This is a genomic window from Plantibacter sp. VKM Ac-2885, from assembly GCF_015351205.1.
Classification (GTDB): Bacteria; Actinomycetota; Actinomycetes; order Actinomycetales; family Microbacteriaceae; genus Plantibacter; species Plantibacter auratus.
The window spans coordinates 1305847-1323452 of sequence record NZ_JADKSK010000001.1; the positions used below are offsets into that span (position 1 = coordinate 1305847).

The 17606-nt window shown below is 71.5% G+C and carries 19 protein-coding genes; 17 read left to right on the forward strand and 2 right to left on the reverse strand.

What is annotated here, in order from left to right; genetic code table 11:
- The first annotated feature begins 18 nt into the window (after positions 1 to 18).
- The 13 genes from ITJ66_RS06295 to ITJ66_RS06355 all read left to right on the forward strand — a co-directional run bounded on the left by ITJ66_RS06295 (position 19) and on the right by ITJ66_RS06355 (position 13963).
- The gene (locus ITJ66_RS06295; protein ID WP_064294392.1) at positions 19 to 954 is read left to right on the forward strand and encodes an ABC transporter permease; all 936 of its coding nucleotides are present in this window, start codon (positions 19 to 21) and stop codon (positions 952 to 954) included.
- Positions 951 to 1946: an ABC transporter permease gene (locus tag ITJ66_RS06300; protein ID WP_079705218.1), complete on the forward strand. Its 996-nt coding sequence runs from the start codon at positions 951 to 953 to the stop codon at positions 1944 to 1946. The genes ITJ66_RS06295 and ITJ66_RS06300 overlap by 4 nt, the downstream gene beginning before the upstream one ends.
- Entirely contained in the window at positions 1943 to 2824 is an 882-nt protein-coding gene (locus ITJ66_RS06305) for an ABC transporter ATP-binding protein (protein ID WP_191940594.1), read from the forward strand. Before ITJ66_RS06300 ends, ITJ66_RS06305 begins: the two co-directional genes overlap by 4 nt.
- Positions 2821 to 3699: an ABC transporter ATP-binding protein gene (locus ITJ66_RS06310; RefSeq protein ID WP_194644051.1), complete on the forward strand. Its 879-nt coding sequence runs from the start codon at positions 2821 to 2823 to the stop codon at positions 3697 to 3699. Before ITJ66_RS06305 ends, ITJ66_RS06310 begins: the two co-directional genes overlap by 4 nt.
- Positions 3696 to 5009, forward strand: a complete 1314-nt coding sequence (locus ITJ66_RS06315) for an alpha/beta fold hydrolase (protein ID WP_194644052.1) — start codon at positions 3696 to 3698, stop codon at positions 5007 to 5009. Before ITJ66_RS06310 ends, ITJ66_RS06315 begins: the two co-directional genes overlap by 4 nt.
- A complete protein-coding gene (locus tag ITJ66_RS06320) occupies positions 5006 to 6496 on the forward strand; it encodes an aminopeptidase P family protein (protein WP_370582580.1) in 1491 nt (496 codons plus the stop codon). The genes ITJ66_RS06315 and ITJ66_RS06320 overlap by 4 nt, the downstream gene beginning before the upstream one ends.
- A gap of 41 nt (positions 6497 to 6537) precedes the next feature.
- A complete protein-coding gene (locus ITJ66_RS06325) occupies positions 6538 to 7215 on the forward strand; it encodes a GntR family transcriptional regulator (protein WP_192018663.1) in 678 nt (225 codons plus the stop codon).
- Between the two features lie 118 nt (positions 7216 to 7333).
- Complete coding sequence (locus ITJ66_RS06330) at positions 7334 to 8530, forward strand: FAD-dependent oxidoreductase (protein ID WP_194644054.1); 1197 nt, start codon at positions 7334 to 7336, stop codon at positions 8528 to 8530.
- Positions 8530 to 8880 (forward strand): (2Fe-2S)-binding protein, encoded by a 351-nt coding sequence (locus ITJ66_RS06335; RefSeq protein WP_194644056.1) that lies wholly within the window; start codon positions 8530 to 8532, stop codon positions 8878 to 8880. The genes ITJ66_RS06330 and ITJ66_RS06335 overlap by 1 nt, the downstream gene beginning before the upstream one ends.
- Positions 8877 to 10394 carry an FAD-dependent oxidoreductase gene (locus tag ITJ66_RS06340; RefSeq protein WP_194644059.1) on the forward strand — a complete coding sequence of 506 codons (1518 nt, stop codon included), beginning with the start codon at positions 8877 to 8879 and terminating at the stop codon, positions 10392 to 10394. Before ITJ66_RS06335 ends, ITJ66_RS06340 begins: the two co-directional genes overlap by 4 nt.
- 41 nt (positions 10395 to 10435) lie before the next feature.
- Positions 10436 to 11350 (forward strand): dihydrodipicolinate synthase family protein, encoded by a 915-nt coding sequence (locus ITJ66_RS06345; RefSeq protein WP_064294275.1) that lies wholly within the window; start codon positions 10436 to 10438, stop codon positions 11348 to 11350.
- Between the two features lie 55 nt (positions 11351 to 11405).
- Positions 11406 to 12407 (forward strand): proline racemase family protein, encoded by a 1002-nt coding sequence (locus tag ITJ66_RS06350; protein ID WP_194644061.1) that lies wholly within the window; start codon positions 11406 to 11408, stop codon positions 12405 to 12407.
- 26 nt (positions 12408 to 12433) lie between these two features.
- Positions 12434 to 13963: an aldehyde dehydrogenase (NADP(+)) gene (locus ITJ66_RS06355; RefSeq protein ID WP_194644063.1), complete on the forward strand. Its 1530-nt coding sequence runs from the start codon at positions 12434 to 12436 to the stop codon at positions 13961 to 13963.
- Between the two features lie 34 nt (positions 13964 to 13997).
- On the opposite strand, the gene ITJ66_RS06360 is transcribed toward ITJ66_RS06355, so the two are convergent.
- The gene (locus tag ITJ66_RS06360; RefSeq protein ID WP_228501518.1) at positions 13998 to 14525 is read right to left on the reverse strand and encodes a hypothetical protein; all 528 of its coding nucleotides are present in this window, start codon (positions 14523 to 14525) and stop codon (positions 13998 to 14000) included.
- A gap of 73 nt (positions 14526 to 14598) precedes the next feature.
- Here ITJ66_RS06360 and ITJ66_RS06365 point away from each other — a divergent pair, with 73 nt between their 5' ends.
- From ITJ66_RS06365 to ITJ66_RS06380, 4 genes are all read left to right on the forward strand, one after another.
- A complete protein-coding gene (locus ITJ66_RS06365) occupies positions 14599 to 15072 on the forward strand; it encodes an EVE domain-containing protein (RefSeq protein WP_194644067.1) in 474 nt (157 codons plus the stop codon).
- Positions 15073 to 15270: 198 nt separating this feature from the next.
- On the forward strand, positions 15271 to 15921 hold the full coding sequence (locus tag ITJ66_RS06370) for a 2-phosphosulfolactate phosphatase (protein ID WP_194644069.1): 651 nt from the start codon (positions 15271 to 15273) through the stop codon (positions 15919 to 15921).
- A 9-nt stretch (positions 15922 to 15930) separates the two neighbouring features.
- Positions 15931 to 16233 carry a DUF427 domain-containing protein gene (locus ITJ66_RS06375; protein WP_085510219.1) on the forward strand — a complete coding sequence of 101 codons (303 nt, stop codon included), beginning with the start codon at positions 15931 to 15933 and terminating at the stop codon, positions 16231 to 16233.
- Entirely contained in the window at positions 16233 to 16736 is a 504-nt protein-coding gene (locus ITJ66_RS06380) for a DinB family protein (protein WP_192018656.1), read from the forward strand. Before ITJ66_RS06375 ends, ITJ66_RS06380 begins: the two co-directional genes overlap by 1 nt.
- A gap of 27 nt (positions 16737 to 16763) precedes the next feature.
- On the opposite strand, the gene ITJ66_RS06385 is transcribed toward ITJ66_RS06380, so the two are convergent.
- On the reverse strand, positions 16764 to 17585 hold the full coding sequence (locus ITJ66_RS06385; RefSeq protein WP_192018655.1) for a TspO/MBR family protein: 822 nt from the start codon (positions 17583 to 17585) through the stop codon (positions 16764 to 16766).
- Positions 17586 to 17606 lie beyond the last annotated feature (21 nt).

The window sequence follows — 17606 nt, forward strand, 5'->3', positions numbered from 1 at the left end:
TCGTCCGTTCCCAGTGAGCTGACCACCGTCGCCGAGGAGGTGGGTGCGCCGGTCGGTGCGCCCACCCCCGCGCGGCGGGTGATCGCCACCCTCCGTTCCAGCCCACCGGTGCTGCTCAGCGTCGCGTTCATCGTGCTCGTCGTGCTGCTCGCGATCCTCGCCCCGCTGATCACCGCGATCAGCGGCTGGGGTCCGTACACCTTCGACAAGTCGGCGGTGGACTCCGACCTCGGCGGCGTGCCGATCGGCAACCTCGGCGGGATCTCCGCCGAGCACTGGTTCGGGGTCGAACCCGGGAACGGACGCGACATCTTCGCGCGCATCGCCTTCGGTGCGCAGGTGTCGCTGTCGATCGCCGTCTCGGCGACGATCGTCACGACCGTGCTCGGCGTCGTGCTCGGCATGCTCGCCGGCTTCTACGGCGGGTGGGTCGACCAGGTCGTCTCCCGCGTCATGGACTTCCTCATGGCGTTCCCGTCGCTCATCTTCATGATCGCGCTCCTGTCGGCCCTGCCCGCCGGCAACCGACCGGTCCTGCTCGTCGTGGTGCTGAGCCTCTTCGGCTGGCCGTACACCGCCCGGGTGGTGCGCGGTCAGGCGATGTCGCTGCGGACGAGCGAGTTCGTCGAATCGGCGCGCGCGTCGGGCGCTGGGGGCATCCGCATCGTCTTCCGCGAGATCCTGCCGAACCTCCGCGGCACCATCATCGTCCTGGCCACCCTCGCCGTTCCCGGTTACATCGGCACGGAGGCGGGCCTCTCCTTCCTCGGCGTCGGCGTCACCCCGCCCACGCCGAGCTGGGGTCAGATGATCGCGACCGCGGTCGGCTGGTACGCGGTCGACCCGATGTACTTCCTGATCCCCGGCACCTTCCTGTTCCTCACGGTGCTGTCCTTCACCGTGCTCGGCGACCGCCTGCGCAAGGCCCTCGACTCGGGAGACGCCGCCTCATGACCCTCTACCTCCTGCGCCGGATCGCGTCGGCGATCGGCATCCTGCTGCTCATCAGCCTCTTCACCTACGTCATCTTCTTCCTGCTGTCGCCCGACCCGGCGGTGCAGATCTGCGGCAAGACCTGCACCCCCGACCGCATCGACCAGATCCGGGCGCAGCTCGGGCTCGACCAGCCGTTCTGGCAGCAGTACCTCGAGTTCATCCGGGGGATCGTCATGGGCCGGAGCTACGGGGAGGGCGCCTCGGCGGTCTCCTGCGCGGCGCCGTGCCTCGGCTTCAGCTTCCAGACCAACGAGTCCGTCATGGACATGATCACCGCGCGCTTCCCCGTGACCGCGACGGTCGCGATCGGTGCGGCGGTCCTCTGGCTGCTCGTCGGCGTCAGCGGTGGCCTGCTCAGCGCCGTCAAGCAGGGGACCGGCTGGGACCGTGGGGCGATGATGGTCGCGCTCGCCGGCATCAGCCTGCCGAACTACTTCCTCGCGCTCCTCCTGCAGTACGTCCTCGTGGTGCAACTGCAGATCCTGCCGTTCCCGCAGGCCGTGCCCTTCGCCGAGGACCCGGTCCGGTGGTTCCAGAACTACCTCATGCCGTGGATCGTGCTCGCCCTCGGCTATGCGTCGATGTACGCGAGGCTCGTCCGGGCGAACGTCATCGACACCCTCGGTGAGAACTTCATGCGGACCGCCCGGGCGAAGGGCCTGCCCGCGCCCCTCATCCTGCGCCGCCACGCGCTGCGGCCCGCGCTCACGCCCGTCGTCACGCTCTTCGGCATGGACTTCGCGGGCCTCCTCGGAGGCGCCCTCATCACCGAGACGGTGTTCGGACTGAACGGCGTCGGCAAGCTCGCCGCCGACTCGATCGCGAAGAACGACCAGCCCGTCATCATGGGCGTCACCCTCCTGGCCGCGTTCTTCGTGGTCATCGGCAACGTCGTGGTCGACGTCGTGTACACGTTCCTCGACCCGAGAGTGAGAGTGAAGAGCGCATGAGCCCCACCGTCACCAGGACCATCTCCCTGCCCGTCCCCGGCGCAGCGCTGCTCGAGGTCGACGACCTCACCGTCACCTTCCCGACCACCTCCGGCGACGTCGATGTGGTGCGGAAGGCGTCGTTCGCGGTCCAGCACGGCCAGACCCTCGGCATCGTGGGCGAGTCCGGCTCCGGCAAGTCCATGACCTCGCTCGCGATCATGGGGCTGCTCCCGAACGGTGGGCGTACGACCGGCAGCGTCCGGCTGAGCGGACACGAGCTCGTCGGGCGCAGCGACCGCGAGATGCGCCGTGTGCGCGGCGACCGGATCGCGATGGTCTTCCAGGACCCGCTCTCCTCGCTCAACCCGTACTACACCGTCGGGCTGCAGATCGAGGAGGCGTACCGCGCCCATCGCGGCGGTTCCCGGAAGGCCGCCAGGGCCGTCACGATCGAAGCCCTCGAACGGGTCCGCATCGCCGACGCCTCCAGGCGAGTCGACCACTACCCGCACCAGTTCTCGGGCGGCATGCGGCAGCGCATCATGATCGCCATGGCGCTCTGCCTGGAACCCGACCTGCTCATCGCGGACGAACCGACGACGGCGCTCGACGTCACCGTCCAGGCGCAGATCCTCGACCTGCTCTCCGAGCTGCAACGGGAGACCGGCACCGGCATGATCTTCATCACCCACGACCTCGCCGTCGTCAGTCAGGTCGCCGACGACGTGCTCGTCATGCGCGGCGGCGACCCCGTCGAGATGGGCACCGCCGAACAGATCTTCTCCCGGCCGCAGGCGGCGTACACCCGGGCACTGCTCGACGCCCTTCCGCGGATCGACGACCCGTTCACCGAGCGGCCGACGGCACCCGCCACGACCGGAGAGGGACAGGCATGAACGACGCACCCGTGCTCCTGCAGGCCACCGGGCTGACGAAGGACTTCACCACCAAGGGGGACGGGGCGTTCCGCGCACGCACCACCCAGTTCCGCGCCGTCGACGACGTCGGGTTCACCGTCCGCTCCGGCGAGACGCTCGGCATCGTCGGAGAGTCGGGCAGCGGCAAGTCGACGACCGCGCGGATGATCGCGAAGCTCATCGAACCCACCGCCGGCACGATCACCTTCGACGGTGAGGACGTCACCGCCGCGCGTGGGCCGGCGCTCGCCGCGTTCCGGACGAAGGTGCAGGTCGTCTTCCAGGACCCGTTCTCCTCCCTCAACCCGAGGCACACCGTCGAGCGCATCGTGTCGGCACCGCTCGACTACCAGGGCATCACCCCGAAGCAGGGCAAGCGCGCCCTCGTGCGCGACCTGCTCGACCGCGTCGGCCTGAACCCCGACCACCTCCAGCGCTACCCGCGGCAGTTCTCCGGCGGCCAGGCCCAGCGCATCGGGATCGCCCGGGCGCTCGCCGTCTCCCCGAAGCTCGTGATCTGCGACGAGGCGGTGTCGGCGCTCGACGTGTCGGTGCAGGCACGCATCATCGACCTGCTGCGCGACCTGCAGGCCGAGCGCGGCCTGAGCTACCTGTTCATCGCGCACGACCTCGCCGTCGTGCGGCAGATCGCCCACGACGTCGCCGTCATGCACCGGGGCAAGGTGGTCGAGCAGGGTGACCGCGAGGCGATCTTCGACCACCCGCAGGACGAGTACACGAAGACCCTGCTCGCCGCCGTGCCCACGATCGACCCGAGCTGGGAGGCCGCGCGTGCCACCATGCTCGAACAGGAGCGGACGCACGGATCGGCCGCCGGAAGGACAGAGGCATGACCCATCGCACCACCACCTCCCTGCTGCCCGGGATCCACGTCACCGACCACACGGTCGACGTCCCGCTCGACTGGCGGCGGCCCGACGACGGCCGCACGATCAGCCTGTTCGCCCGCGAACTCGTCGACCCCCTGCGTCGCGACGAGCAGCTCCCGGTCCTCGTGTTCCTCCAGGGCGGACCGGGCGGCAAAGGCCCGCGTCCGGTGTCCAGGGACGGCTGGGTCGCCGAGGCCCTCCGCACCTTCCGGCTCGTGCTGCTCGACCAGCGCGGCACCGGCCGGAGCACCAGGATCGACGGGCGGTCCATCGCGGCCGTCGGTGACGCTGCCGCACAGGCCGAGTACCTGGAACGCTTCCGGGCCGACTCGATCGTCGACGACGCCGAGTACCTGCGCCGCACCGTCTTCGGTGGCCGTCGCTGGTCGACGCTCGGTCAGAGCTACGGCGGGTTCCTCACCCTCACCTACCTCTCACGAGCCTCGGAGGGACTGGCAGCCTGCTACGTCACGGGCGGTCTTGCGGGCATCCACCCGTCGGCGGCTGAGGTCTACCGCCGCACCTATCCGCGCACGGAGCGCAAGAACCGGGCCTTCGCCGAGCGGTACCCCCAGGACGTCGACACCGTCGCGCGGATCGCCGACCGACTCACCGCCGAGGAGGTGCTCCTGCCGGACGGCGACCGACTCACCGTGCGGCGCTTCCAGAACCTCGGGATCGACTTCGGGATGAAGCCCGGTTACGAGCGTCTCCACTGGCTGCTCGACGAGGCGTTCGACAGCGGCGACCGCTTGAGCGACACCTTCCTGGCGCAGGTCTGGGGGAGGACGTCCTACGTCGACAACCCCCTCTTCATCGCCCTGCAGGAGAGCATCTACGGTGCCGCCGGCGCGGGGGCGACCGCGTGGGCGGCGCAGGCCGAGCGCGATGCACGGCCGGCGTTCGCCGAGACGGCCAGGCCGCTGCTGTTCACGGGCGAGATGGTCTACCCCTGGATGTTCGAGGAGATCCGCTCGCTCCGGCCCTTCCAGGGTGCAGTGGAGCGACTGGCGGCCAAGACCGACTGGGACCCGCTGTACGACCCCGCGGTCCTGGAGGCGAGCACGGTGCCGCTCGCCGCGGCCGTGTACTTCGACGACATGTATGTGGACGCGCAGCTGCAGTTGGAGACGGTCGACGCCGTCGGCGGGGCGACCGCCTGGGTCACGAACGAGTACGAGCACGACGGGATCCAGGACGCCGCCGTGGTGCGCCGCCTGTTCTCGATGGTGGACGAGCGCGGCGGCCGTCGCGCGGATGAGGAGCAGGCATGACCGACACGCAGCAGCAGGCACCCGAGCAGACGGCGGGCCTCGCGCCGGCCACCACGGAGGCACCCGCCACGTCCATGCCGCGCCCGGCGAACCCGGACCCGAAGCTGCCCCGCCTGGCCGAGGTGCCGGCGTTCCGCGAGTTCCTCGGCACCGGCTGGGGCACCCCCGACCGCACGCCGCCGGTCGAGCCCGGGATCCCCGCAGCCGCAGCCGAGCACCGTCGTCGGCTGAGCGAGGCCTTCGTCGGGCGGACACTCGTCGTCGCCGCCGGTCGCGCGCCCGTCCGTGCCAACGACTCGAACTACGACTTCCGCCCCGACAGCGACTTCTTCTGGCTCACCGGCTGCTCCGCCGAGGACGCGGTCCTCATGCTGCGTCCGAGTGGTGCCGGTCACGACGCGACGTTGTTCATCCCGGCACCGGCGCACCCGGGCGAGACCGGCTTCTTCGCGGACGCCAACCACGGCGAGCTCTGGGTCGGTTCGGCGCCGGGGCCGGCCGACTGGTCGGCGGTCCTCGACCTCCGGGTCGAGGTGCTCGCCGCGCTGCCCGACGCGCTCCGAGGCGTCGAACGACCGCTCCTCGCGGGGACCCTGACCTCGCGGCATCGCGCGCTCGAGCCGCTGACGGTCGCGCCGGAACTCGGCCGCGTGCTCTCGGAACTGCGCATGATCAAGGACGACTGGGAGATCGCGGAGCTGCGGCGAGCGGTCGACGCGACCGTCGGCGGGTTCTCCGCCGTGATCCGAGAGCTGCCGACGGCCGTCGCCGGCGGCGGTGAGCGCTGGCTGCAGGGGACCTTCGACCGGCACGCCCGCACCACGGGGAACGGCCCCGGCTACTCGACCATCGTCGGGAGCGGCGCGCACGCACCCACGCTCCACTGGGTGCGCTGCGACGGCCCGGTCCGCCCCGAGGACGCGATCCTGCTCGACATGGGCGTGGAGACGCGTGCGTTCTACACGGCCGACGTCACCCGCACCTTCCCCGTCTCGGGCACCTTCAGCCCGGAGCAGCGTCGGGTCCACGACCTCGTCGAGGCGTCCCACCGCGCCGGGATGGCCGCCGTGCGGCCGGGCCGCGACTTCACCGACTTCCACCACGCGGCCATGGAGGTCATCGCGCAAGGGCTCCACGACTGGGACCTCCTGCCGGTGTCCGTCGACGAGGCGCTCAGCCCGATCGGGCAACAGCATCGGCGGTACCTCGTGTGCGGCATCGGTCACCACCTCGGCCTCGATGTCCACGACTGCGCCAAGTCCTCCTACGAGGCCTACCAGGGCGGCTCGATGGCGCCCGGCATGGTGCTCACGGTCGAGCCGGGGCTGTACTTCCACGCCTTCGACGAGACGGTTCCACCGGAACTGCGCGGCATCGGCGTCCGGCTCGAGGACGACCTGCTCGTGACGGCCGACGGCGCCGAGGTGCTGTCGGATGCGCTGCCCATCGACGCGTCGGGCATCGAAGCGTGGATGCGCGCCCAGTAACCTGAGCGGACCGTGGTGGGAGACGAAGGATGGGAGTCGCGATGAGCATGTCGGCGATCCGACCGGCCGAGGAACGGCTGAGCCTGCGGGCGCAGGTGGAGCGGGCGGTGTCCGCGGCGATCATCTCGGGCGAGCTCGCGCCGGGGACGATGATCTCGGTACCGACGCTGGCGGTGCAGTTCAACGTCTCGGCGACCCCGGTCCGCGAAGCGATGCTCGATCTCGAGAAGCGCGACTTCGTGGAGGCGGTCCGGAACAAGGGGTTCCGCGTCACCGTCGTGAGCGAGGCCTCGCTCCGCAACACGGCGCAGATCCGCCAGCTCCTCGAGCCGCCCGCGATGGCGGACCTGGCGGAGGTCTTCGACCACGAGTCGCTGCCCGAGCTCCGGCAGCAGGCGGACGACATCGTGGCCGGTGCCCGCGACGGCGACCTGACCCGGTACCTCGAAGCCGACCAGGCGTTCCACCTCGCGCTCACCGCGAAACTCGGCAACCCGCTGCTCGTCGAGCTCGTCGCGGACCTCCGCGGACGCACCCGGCTCGTGGGACTGGCCGCCATGCTCGACTCGCAGCAGCTCGACCGCTCGGCCGTGGAGCACCACGAGCTCCTCGACGCCCTCGAGCGGGGTGACGGGGTCGCCGCTCGCGAGCTCATGCACCGACACATCGGGCACACCACCGGCTGGTGGGCCGGCAAGCCCGAATCCGACGCCGAGTAGCCCCGGGCGTGCGTGCGCGGACCTCCACCAGGATCCGCGATCGTGCACGCTTGCCTGTTCAGTGAATGTGTGACACATTACTGAAAGCCCTTCCCCGCACCGACCGAGAGGACCGCACGTGACCCGCATCGTCATCGTCGGCGCCGGCATCGTCGGTGCGGCCTGCGCGCGGATCCTCGCCCGCCGCGGCGCCGAGGTCGTCGTGCTCGACCGTTCGGCGGCCGCCGGCGGCACGAGCGGCTCGGGGGAGGGGAACCTCCTCGTCTCCGACAAGGGGCCCGGCCCCGAACTCGACCTCGCCCGGTACGCCTCGCGCCTCTGGCCCGTCGTCACCGCCGAACTCGTGGCCGAACTGGGACCGACCTTCCCGAGCATCGAGTTCGAGCGCAAGGGCGGCATCGTGGTCGCCACCACCGAGGCCGGCGCCCAGCCCCTGCTCGACTTCGCCGCCGCCCAGCGCGCCGCCGGTGTCGACGCCAGACCCCTCACCGAGGACGAGCTGCTCGCGGCGGAGCCGTCGATCACCCGCTCGTCCACGGCGGCCGTCCACTATCCCGAGGACGCACAGGTCCAGCCCGTCATCGCCACGGAGGCCCTGCTCGCCTCGGCCCGGCGGGCGGGCGCGGTCGTGCGCACCGGCGTCACCGTGACGGGTGGCGTCCGGAGCGCGACCGGTCGCCTCACGGGGGTCCGGACCTCCATGGGCGACGTCTCGGGCGATGCGGTCCTCGTCTGCGCCGGACCGTGGTCGGCGGAACTCGGGGAGGCGCTCGGCGCACCCGTCCCGGTCCGTCCCCGTCGCGGCATGGTGCTCGTCACCACCCGCATGCCGCACCGCGTGCACCACAAGGTCTACGACGGCGACTACTTCGGGGCCACGCAGTCGAGCGACGCCTCGCTCCAGACCTCGAGCGTCGTCGAGTCGACCGCCGCGGGCACGGTCCTCATCGGCTCGAGCCGGCAGCAGATCGGATTCGACGCGCGCCTCGACGTCGACGTGCTCCGCGAGGTCGCGGCGAAGTCGCTGCGCCTCTTCCCGTTCCTCCGCGACGCCTCGGTCATGCGCAGCTACGGCGGCTTCCGGCCGTACATGCCCGACCACCTCCCGGTCATCGGCCCCGACCACCGCGTCGACGGCCTGTGGCACGCGACGGGCCACGAGGGCGCCGGCATCGGACTGGCCCTCGCGACGGCCGAGCTCATCGCCGCCCGCCTGCTCGGCGGATCGGCCGACCTCGACGACGCTCCGTTCCAACTCGACCGCCCGGGGCTCGCCCCGCACCTGCGCGTCGACCGGCCGGCGGAGGTGGCCTGATGGTCTCGAGACGACTGCCCGCGACGAACGACCGGATCGTGCCCGGTACGGCGGACGCGCTGCGCATCGACCTCGACGGGACGCCCGTCGACGGACTCCGTGGACAGACGATCGCCGGTGTCCTGCTGGGCTCCGGCGTCCTCGCCTGGCGCCGCACCAGTGGGTCCGGGAAGCCACGCGGCGTCTTCTGCGGCATCGGGGTCTGCTTCGACTGCATCGTCACGGTGAACGGCCAGCGGGACGTCCGTGCCTGCCAGCGTCGCGCCGCGGACGGCGACCGCATCGAGACACAGCACGACGCCCTCCCGGAACCCACGACGGAGAACGACCCGTTCGGGGACCGGACATGAGCGCCCGGCAGCGCGAGGTCGTCGTCGTCGGCGCAGGGCCAGCCGGCCTCCAGGCCGCGCTCGCCGCCCGGGCGCTCGGCGCCGCCGTCACGCTGCTCGACGCCTCGGACGAGCTCGGCGGTCAGTACTGGCGGCACCTGCCGGCCAGCCGGCCGTCGGAAGCCGAGGCCTCGCTGCATCACGGGTTCGAGCGCTTCGTCGCCATGCGTGCGGCGCTCGACGCCGACGACGGCTGCACGGTGATCACCGAGGCGCAGGTCTGGGCGATCGACGTCGACCGTGCCGCCGCCGACCACGGGTCCGACGACACGTCCGGGGCGACCGGCCTGCGTCTGCACGTCCTCGTCGGACCACCGGACGGCGCCGACCGCACGCCGCTCACCCTCCGGCCGGACGCGCTCGTCCTCGCGACCGGCGCGCACGACCGCACGCTGCCGTTCCCCGGCTGGGACCTCCCCGGCGTCTTCTCGGCCGGTGCCGCCCAGGCCCTCGCGAAGGGCGAGCGGGTCACCGTCGGTCAGCGGGTGGTCGTCGCCGGCGCCGGACCGTTCCTGTTGCCGGTGGCCGCGTCCTTGACCGCGACCGGATCACGCGTACTCGGTGTCTACGAGGCCACGACCGTCGGCGGACTCGCCAGGGGCTGGCTCCCCAAGCCCTGGCAACTGCTCGGCGTGACCGGGAAGGCCGGTGAGCTGCTCGGCTACGTCGGCGGCCACCTCCGCCACCGGATCCCGTACCGCGTCGGTCACGCCGTGGTCGCCGCGCACGGCACCGACCGGGTCGAGCGTGTGACCATCGCCGCCGTCGACGCCGACTGGTCGCCGATCCCAGGGACCGAGCGCACGGTCGAAGCGGACGCCGTGTGCGTCAGCCACGGGTTCACCCCGCGGCTCGAACTGCCCGTCGCGGTCGGCTGCGCGCTCACCGACGCCCGGTTCGTCCAGGTCGACGCCGAGCAGCGCACGAGCGTCCCGACCGTCTTCGCGGCCGGCGAGATCACCGGGATCGGGGGCGTCGACGCCGCGCTCGCCGAGGGCGCGATCGCGGGACACGCCGCGGCCGGCGGACTCCCCGGTGCCTCCGGGATCCGTGCCGCCGTGAGTCGACGCGACACGTTCCTCGCCTTCGCCGACCGGCTCGAACGCGCCCACGGCATCCGCGCCGGCTGGAGCGACTGGCTCGACGACGACACCACCATCTGCCGCTGCGAGGAGGTCGACTACGGCTCCCTGCGAGCGACGGCGACCGCCACCTGCGCGACCGGCCTGCGCTCGCTCAAACTCAGCACGCGTGCCGGGCTCGGGATCTGCCAGGGCCGCATGTGCGGTCGCACCGTCGAGGAGCTCCTCCACCGCGTCGCCTCCGAATCCGGCGGTGACGGCCTCATCGACGGCGTCTCGAGCGACCGCCGGCCCATCGCCTCCCCGCTGCGCATCGGCGAACTCGCCGCGCAGTCACCGGGACACCCTCCCCACGAACCGCCGTCGACCCCGACGGCCGAACACCCAGGATGACCGACCGGTCTCCGCACCACTCCCTCGGAAAGGAACCACCCATGGCCAAGCAGTTCGACCTCGGCGGCGTCATCGTCGCGACCACCCTCGCGTTCAAGGAGGACGCCTCGGCGCCCGCAGGCCTCGCCGTCGACTACGACCGCTTCGCCGAGCACTGCAACTGGCTCATCGAGAACGGCTGCCGCGGCGTCGGCCCGAACGGCTCGCTCGGCGAGTACTCGTCGCTGACGGACGCCGAGCGTCGCAAGGTCATCCAGGTCGCGGTCGACACCGTCGGCGACCGCGGCCTCGTCGTCGCCGGGGTGCACGGCGTCGGCTGGCACCAGGCCCAGCAGTGGGCCGAGTACGCGAAGGAGGACGGCGCGGACGGCGTCCTGCTCCTGCCGCCCACCATCTACCGGGCGAACGACGACGAGGTCATCGAGCACTACAGCCGCGTGGACGAGGTCGGCCTGCCGATCATGGCCTACAACAACCCGATCGACACCAAGGTCGACCTCACGCCCGACCTGCTCGTCGAGCTCGCCAAGCTCGAGCACGTCGTCGCCGTGAAGGAGTTCTCGGCCGACATCCGTCGTGTGCTCGAGATCCAGGACAAGACCGACCTCGACGTCATCGCGGGGGCGGACGACCTCCTCTTCGAGTCCCTCGTCGCCGGCGCGGTCGGCTGGTTCGCCGGCTACCCGAACGCCTTCCCGCGCGAGGCTGTCGAGCTGTACACGCTCGTCACCTCGGGACGTGTCGACGAGGCCCGCACCCTCTACCGCGAGCTCGTGCCCGTCTTCGGGTGGGACTCGAAGACGGAGTTCGTCCAGGCCATCAAGCTGTCGATCGACATCGCCGGCGAGAGCTACGGTGGTCCGACGCGTCCGCCGCGCGGTCCGCTGAACGCGCTCCAGACGGAGCAGGTCACGACGCAGACGCGTCGCGCGCTCGACTACCTCGCCGCGCGCTGAGCCTGGCGGCCGACGCGACACCCCGACCACGACCACCAGTCCTGAGAGGCACACCATGAAGTCCTCCCGCATGATCAGTGCGGTCGACTCGCACACCGAGGGCATGCCGACCCGCGTCGTCACCGGCGGGGTCGGCGTGATCCCCGGCGCGACCATGAACGAGAAGCGTCTCCACTTCATGGAGCACCTCGACGACCTGCGGCTCTTCCTCATGAACGAGCCCCGCGGTCACGCGGCGATGAGCGGGGCGATCCTGCAGCCGTCCACGCGTGCGGACTGCGACTGGGGCGTCGTGTACATCGAGGTGTCCGGATGCCTGCCGATGTGCGGGCACGGCACCATCGGGGTCGCGACGGTCCTCGTGGAGACCGGGATGGTGGAGGTGGTCGAGCCGGTCACGACGATCCGGCTCGACACCCCCGCCGGACTCGTGATCGCGCGGGTCGACGTCAGCGACGGGCACGCCGACCGCGTGACGATCGAGAACGTCCCGAGCTACGTCGACCGCCTCGACGCCACGATCGAGGTGCCGGGCCTCGGCGCCGTGCCGTACAGCCTCGCGTTCGGTGGCAACTTCTACGCGATGGTCGACCTCGACGACGTGGGCCTGCCCTTCGACCGCGACCGCCAGCAGGACATCCTCGACGCAGGACTGCGCATCATGGCGGCGATCAACGAGCAGGCGCCGCCCGTGCACCCCGAGATCGCCGGGCTCGACCACTGCCACCACGTCGAGTTCATCGCACCGGGATCCGACGCCGTGCTGTCCCGGCATGCGATGGCCATCTTCCCGGGGTGGTTCGACCGCTCGCCATGCGGCACCGGAACCTCGGCGCGCATGGCCGAGCTCTGGGCCCGCGGTGAGCTGCCGCTCGACCAGGACTTCGTCAACGAGTCCTTCATCGGCAGCCGGTTCACCGGCCGGCTGATCGCCGAGACGACGGTGGCGGGCAGGCCGGCCGTCATCCCGACCATCTCCGGTCGGGCCTGGGTCACCGGCATCGGCTCCTACCTCCTCGACCCCGCCGATCCGTTCCCGACCGGCTTCCAGTTCTGAACCGCACCACGATCCCGGAGGATCACATGACGACCATGCCAGCCCCCGACGCCACCATCGCTGAGACCACCCCCGAGCAGCTCGAGGAGGTCCTCCAGCGGGCCGCCGCGGCGGCACCCGCGTGGGCCGCGACGCCGGCGGACGCCCGTGCGCGAGCGCTCGTCGCCGTCGCCGACGCCCTGCAGGCCCACGCGGACGAGCTCGTCCCCGTCGGCATGCAGGAGACGGGTCTCGCCGAGGCCCGGCTCCGCGGCGAGCTCCTCCGCACCGCCGTGCAGCTGCGGCTCTTCGCGGAGACGATCGTCGACGGCTCCTACCTCGACGTCCGGATCGACGAGGCCGACCCGGACTTCGCGCTCGGCGCGCGCCCGGAACTCCGCCGCGTCCTCGTGCCGCTCGGCCCGGTCCTCAACTTCGCGGCGAGCAACTTCCCGTTCGCCTTCTCCGTCGCCGGTGGTGACACCGCGTCGATCCTCGCGGCCGGATGCCCGGTGATCCTCAAGGTGCACGACGGCCACCCGCGGCTCTCGCTCGCGACGGCGGCCGTCGTCGAGGCCGCGCTCCGCGCGTCCGGGGCTCCTGACGGTGTGTTCCAGACGATCATCGGCCAGGAGGCCGGCGTCGTCGCCCTGCAGGACGAGCGCGTCCGGGCCGGTTCCTTCACGGGCTCCCTGAGGGCCGGCCGGATCCTCGCGGACCTCGCGGCGGCACGGCCCGTCCCGATCCCGTTCTTCGGCGAGCTCGGCAGCGTCAACCCCGTGTTCGTGACGCAGACCGCCCTCGACGAGTCCGCAACGGCCATCGCGACGGGATTCGTCACGAGTGTCGCGGGCTCGGCGGGTCAGCTGTGCACGAAGCCCGGCTTCGTCTACCTGCCGGACGGCGCGGGGCTCGACGAGTCGATCCGTGAGGCTGCTGCCGCCGTCCCCGAGCACCGACTCCTGAACGACCGCATCACGGCCGGGTACGAGGCGAGGCGAGACGCCATCCTCGGCACCGACGGCGTGCGGGTCATCGCCGAGGGTTCGCTGCGGGTCGACGAGGACGGCGACGGCTGGGCGACCCCCACGATCGTCGCGGTCTCACTCGACGCGCTGCGGGCCGGTCGGGACGCCCTGCTCGACGAGGCCTTCGGTCCGTTGTCGATCCTCGTCGAGGTCCCGGCCGGTACGGCGTTCGCGCCCCTCGTGCCGGAGTTCTGCGAGGGCAACCTGACGGCCACCCTGCACGCCGGTGCCGACGAGACGAGCGACGACCTCGTGGAGCTCGTCCAGCAGCTCTCGGCGCACGCCGGCCGGGTGTTGTTCGGCGGTTGGCCCACCGGGGTCGCCGTCACGCCCGCCATGCAGCACGGCGGACCGTGGCCGGCGACGACGAACGACTCGAGCACCTCGGTGGGGACGGCTGCGATCACCCGTTTCCTGCGGCCGGTCGCGTTCCAGAACATGCCGGACCGGTTCCTGCCGGAGGTGCTGCGTTCGTCGGCCACGGGTGTCCCGCGCACGGTCGCGCCCGCGGGCGAGTCGACGCACTGGGGCGAGGCGGCTCAGCGCTGACGGACGGCTGGCCGGGCCTCCGGACGGCGAGGCGTCAGATGGCGCCCTCGATCGTGGCGCCGACCTCGTCGTCCTCCTCGTCGCCGGGGAGCGGCGGGTCGTAGGCCCAGCTCGGCGCGAGCGCCTTGATGCGGGCACCGCGCCACTGCCACGTCGCCCACAGCGGGTACCAGTAGAGCGGGGCGATAGCGCCGGTGATCACGAGTCGGTCGCGGTACAGGGTCTTCGTCGGGTCGTGCTTGTCGCGGGCGACGGCCATCTGGTGGTCCCACCCGGCGAGCTTGCTGAGCGGCCCGCTGACCGGGTCGCCCTGGTCGTGGAGGATGCGGGTGCCGTCGCGGCGCTCGATGAACTCGAGGTCGATGATCTGGTCGCCGACCGGGATCGCGCCGGCGGCCTTCACGCGGACGCGGTGCGCTCCCGGCTCCCAGATGGTGGGGAACCCGTCGGCGTCGAGCGCCTCGAGTCCCATGACGGGGCTGTAGAGCTCCCGCAGGACGGCCGGGGAGCGGAGTGCCCGCCAGGCGACGTCGACATCACAGTCCAGGACGAGTTTCAGCATCACGCGCATGCCTCAGTGTCGCATGTGCGGCTCGGCGGCTGCAGGGGGTGCGCCGGTAGGGAAGACTGTGCCTATGGCGATCCGGTACTGGCTGGGCGTGATCCAGCGGGATCACGTCGTCCTCGGCGTCCGTCACGGCTTCGTGCAGATCAACCACGGGCAGCGCGGCGGTCTCGACCAGATGCGGGAGTCCGACGGGTTCGTGTACTACTCGCCGCGGGTCAGCACTCCGGACGGCGAGCCGCTCAAGGCGTTCACCGCGATCGGGCGGGTCTCCGACGACACCGTCTACCAGGCGGCCGTGCCGCGACCGGACGGTGCCGATTGGCGGCCCTGGCGGCGGAGTGTCGACTGGTACCCGGATGCGGTCGAGGCGCCCATCCGTCCGATGCTCGCGCTCCTCGACTTCACGAGCTTCACCCGGAACTGGGGTGTCCAGCTCCGCCGGGGCTTCCTCGAGCTCAGTCGTCACGACTTCGAGCTCATCCGCACCGAGATGCGCCCGCCCCACCCCGACGACCGTCGTTTCCCCACCGCCTCCCGCTGACCCCCTGCTGCCCTGACGCCAGCGCGGTGCGCTGACGTCACCGCGGGTCTGGCGCGTGAGCGCGCCCCTCCGGAGGCCCGCGCTCACGTCCGATGACCCGCGCTCGCGTCAGCGCACCGCGCTGGCGACCACCCCCCACGGAGGTCTTCGGGCGCAACAGTCGTGGGGTGGGTGGGTGCGCGTGGATACGATGAACGGGTGAGTACCGCAGCCGCCACACCGCCGCCCGTCCACCCGCCGTTCGCCCAGACCAAGTACCAGGTCAGGTTCGACTGGGGCGTCGCAGGAGCCGGGCGGGTCGAGACGGCGGACGTCGCGGTCGTCGTGGACGTGCTCCACGCGACGACCTCCGTCGAGCAGCGCGTGAGCGGCGGGGAGACCGTCGCCGTCGCCGAGCTGGACGACCGCGGTGAGACGGCGCAGATCGCCACGCTCCTCGCCGACGCGGGTGCGACGGTCGTCGCCGGGTGCCTGCGCAACCGGTCGGCGGTCGCGGACTGGATCATCGCGAAGCAGGCCGAGCTCGGTCGGCGCACCAGCATCGTCGTCATCGCGGTCGGCGAACTCGACGACACGGCCGAGACCCGGTTCGCCGTCGAGGACCTCTTCGGGGCCGGTGCCGTGATCGAGGCGCTGGGGCTCCGCGGCATCGACTTCACCTCACCGGAAGCGGCCGCCGCTGCCGCCGCGTACGAGGGCCTGCGCAACGGCGTCGGGCACCTGCTGTCCGCGTCCGCCACCGCCCAGCAGCTCGCGCAGGCGGGTGCCACACAGCACGTGCAGGCGGCACGCGAGGTCGACGTGTCAAGCGTCGTCCCGGTCCTGGACGGAGCCGTGTTCCGGGCGTAGTCTCGGCGCATGCGCGCACTCCTCGGAACCACCGTCCTCGCCGAAGCCCCCGAATCGGAGCTCATCAAGATCGAGGGCAACTGGTACTTCCCGCCGTCGAGCCTCAACCGCGAGCGCTTCGTCGAGACCGACACCCAGTACCACTGCCCGTGGAAGGGCGATGCCCAGTACTGGGGCGTCACCGACGGCGGCGAGGTCAAGCCCGATGTGGCCTGGTCGTACCCGACCCCGTATCCGACCGCGTTCGACCGCGTCGGCAAGGACTTCTCCGGCTACGTCGCCTTCGGGAACGAGGTCGAGGTCGTCGACTGATGGCCGACTGGGGCGACCGTCCGCAGCCGCCTGAGCGCGGTGGCGAGCGCGAGACGATCGAGGGTTTCCTCGATCTGCAGCGTGCCAGCATCGTCTGGAAGGCACGCGGACTCACCGACGAGCTCGCGGCCAAGCGACTGTTGCCGAGCATCACGACCGTCTCGGGCGTCATCCGACACCTCGCCGATGTCGAGCGCAGCTGGTTCCGCGAGGACATGGACGGGCAGTCAAACGTCCCGGCGCGGTGGACCGACGACGACCCCGACGGCGAATGGCGCGTCACGGCCGACGACAGCCTGGCCGAGATCATCGCCGACTACGAGGCGGCCTGTGCGGAGTCCCGCGAGGTGGCGTCGCGGTATCAGCTCGACGATGTCTGCCTCGGCAACGACCAGCGGTTCACGCTGCGGTGGATCGAGCTCCACATGATCGAGGAGACGGCCCGGCATCTCGGGCACCTCGACGTCCTCCGCGAACAGCTCGACGGCCGCACCGGCGAGTAGCGCCGCGGCCGTCGAGCGTACGGAGCGTCAGGCGCCGACGAGCGCTGCTCGGTCGCGTCCCCGCGAGACCCGGACGACCACGGTGACGACGGCCACCACGACCGCGACGATCAGTGCCGTGACCCCGGCTTCGGTCGAGAGCAGTTCGCCGGTGAATCGGCCCACGGCCACCCACGCGAGCCCCCAGCAGAGCGACAGCATGGGGGCGATCCGTCCACGGCCGACGACCGCGAGCAGGATCCCGACCGCGCCGGCGACCGCGAGGACGATGATCGCCCAGACACCGGCAGCCGGGCCGTCCGCGGTCCCGATCCCGGATCCGACGAGCGCAGCGGTGATGTTCGCCGCCGTCGCGACGCACACCCACCCGAGGTAGAGGCCCATCGTGCCGTCCGTGATGATCGTGTCGACCACGCCGGACGGCCTGGTCCGGAGCACGAGCACGAAGATGCGGGCCAGGATACCCAGGAGGGCGATGATCACGAACACGCTCAGGATCAGGAAGCCCGCCTGCACCACGAGGATCCACGCCGCGTTCAGCAGCAGGCTCGCCACGACCCAGTAGCCGAGACGACGGTGGCGCTCACGGGTCGTCTGCGAGGGCAGGAACTGCCAGACCGCATAGGCGACGAGCCCGAGGTAGATGACGCTCCAGATGGAGAACGCGGGCCCGTCCGGTGCGATCGGCGTCGACGAGGCGCTCAATGCGCCGTTCGCCGCGTTCTGGACCTGCGTCCCCCCGGCGGCTCCCGACCCGATGTAGGAGCCGATGATCGCGAGGACCGCGCTGACGGCGACGGCGATCTGCCGGACGCGGTCCGCGGTGGTGGGTGAATCGGTGCCGGTCATGACGCATGCCTCCAGAATTGT

Excerpts from the sequence above, each read along its gene's own strand:
- ITJ66_RS06375 (WP_085510219.1), top strand. The coding sequence starts at position 15,931 with ATGCGCGCACTCCTCGGAACCACCGTCCTCGCCGAAGCCCCCGAATCG.
- ITJ66_RS06380 (WP_192018656.1), top strand. The coding sequence starts at position 16,233 with ATGGCCGACTGGGGCGACCGTCCGCAGCCGCCTGAGCGCGGTGGCGAG.
- ITJ66_RS06385 (WP_192018655.1), bottom strand. The coding sequence starts at position 17,585 with ATGACCGGCACCGATTCACCCACCACCGCGGACCGCGTCCGGCAGATC.
- ITJ66_RS06335 (WP_194644056.1), top strand. The coding sequence starts at position 8,530 with ATGGTCTCGAGACGACTGCCCGCGACGAACGACCGGATCGTGCCCGGT.
- ITJ66_RS06355 (WP_194644063.1), top strand. The coding sequence starts at position 12,434 with ATGACGACCATGCCAGCCCCCGACGCCACCATCGCTGAGACCACCCCC.
- ITJ66_RS06340 (WP_194644059.1), top strand. The coding sequence starts at position 8,877 with ATGAGCGCCCGGCAGCGCGAGGTCGTCGTCGTCGGCGCAGGGCCAGCC.
- ITJ66_RS06345 (WP_064294275.1), top strand. The coding sequence starts at position 10,436 with ATGGCCAAGCAGTTCGACCTCGGCGGCGTCATCGTCGCGACCACCCTC.
- ITJ66_RS06325 (WP_192018663.1), top strand. The coding sequence starts at position 6,538 with ATGAGCATGTCGGCGATCCGACCGGCCGAGGAACGGCTGAGCCTGCGG.
- ITJ66_RS06300 (WP_079705218.1), top strand. The coding sequence starts at position 951 with ATGACCCTCTACCTCCTGCGCCGGATCGCGTCGGCGATCGGCATCCTG.
- ITJ66_RS06320 (WP_370582580.1), top strand. The coding sequence starts at position 5,006 with ATGACCGACACGCAGCAGCAGGCACCCGAGCAGACGGCGGGCCTCGCG.
- ITJ66_RS06310 (WP_194644051.1), top strand. The coding sequence starts at position 2,821 with ATGAACGACGCACCCGTGCTCCTGCAGGCCACCGGGCTGACGAAGGAC.
- ITJ66_RS06350 (WP_194644061.1), top strand. The coding sequence starts at position 11,406 with ATGAAGTCCTCCCGCATGATCAGTGCGGTCGACTCGCACACCGAGGGC.
- ITJ66_RS06365 (WP_194644067.1), top strand. The coding sequence starts at position 14,599 with ATGGCGATCCGGTACTGGCTGGGCGTGATCCAGCGGGATCACGTCGTC.
- ITJ66_RS06305 (WP_191940594.1), top strand. The coding sequence starts at position 1,943 with ATGAGCCCCACCGTCACCAGGACCATCTCCCTGCCCGTCCCCGGCGCA.
- ITJ66_RS06360 (WP_228501518.1), bottom strand. The coding sequence starts at position 14,525 with ATGCTGAAACTCGTCCTGGACTGTGATGTCGACGTCGCCTGGCGGGCA.
- ITJ66_RS06315 (WP_194644052.1), top strand. The coding sequence starts at position 3,696 with ATGACCCATCGCACCACCACCTCCCTGCTGCCCGGGATCCACGTCACC.